Origin of the sequence: Aquibacillus sediminis (genome assembly GCF_005870085.1) — a bacterium.
Lineage (GTDB): Bacteria > Bacillota > Bacilli > Bacillales > Amphibacillaceae > Aquibacillus_E > Aquibacillus_E sediminis.
Genome location: NZ_SZNM01000070.1, coordinates 1 through 860, shown reverse-complemented (window position 1 = coordinate 860; position 860 = coordinate 1). Strand labels below are relative to the sequence as shown.

Sequence of the window (860 nt, the reverse complement as noted above, 5' to 3'; positions counted from 1 at the left end):
TAAATTTGATTTCTGTTTCCGACGGTAAACTATCTTAGATAATAGAACACTACATTCATATAAAAATAGCAGTGGGATAATAACAAGAATGTCTGATAGAAAATCTGGAGGCGTAATTAGCACAGCTGTTACAATTAAAATAAAATAAGAATACTTTCTTGCTTTTTGCAAACTATAAGGATTCAGCACCCCAAGACTAGTTAAGAACATGATAACGACAGGAATTTCAAATAGAAAGCCAAAAGGTAGTACCATATGCATTAAAAATTGAAAGTATTTCTCTGTCGTGAAAAATTCCATAAACATGTCTTCTGATAGCGATAGTAAGAATTGAAACACTAACGGGAAAATGACAAAATAACCAAAACAAATACCCACAATAAAAAGAAAAAATAATGCTGGTATATAAGCTAATGTTAGTTTTTTCTCTTTTTCAGACAAAGCAGGTCTTACAAACAGCCAAATCTGATGGGCAGCAATTGGTATCGTACCTGCTATTCCAATCATAGCTGCAAGCATTAAATAGACCCACAAAATTTCACTTGGACCTAAAACTGCTAATTTTATTGACAAATCTTGGATTAACCAATGATAAATATTCTTCACATAAATTAAACCCAAAATTACTAATAACATAAAACTTCCAACTATAATAATCAGCCGTTTTCGTAATTCACTTAAGTGGTCCACAAGATTCATCGCTTGTTTATCCATTTAATCACCTCTAAAAAAGAAGAAGAAGAAAGCATGGAAGTTACCTACATCTTCTAAAATCTGTTACTTATTCAACTATTTTTGTTTTTTGTGTTTCGTCTTTGTCTTTCTTTGACTCCTCATCTGATACCAAGTCACTAGTTGAT

At 31.5% G+C, this 860-nt stretch carries 1 protein-coding gene; it reads right to left on the bottom strand.

Annotated elements, in window-relative coordinates; translation table 11 throughout:
• On the bottom strand, positions 1 to 714 hold a 714-nt coding region (tatC, locus tag FCI53_RS21195; protein ID WP_138420946.1), incomplete at its 3' end, for a twin-arginine translocase subunit TatC.
• Between the last annotated feature and the right edge of the window lie 146 nt (positions 715 to 860).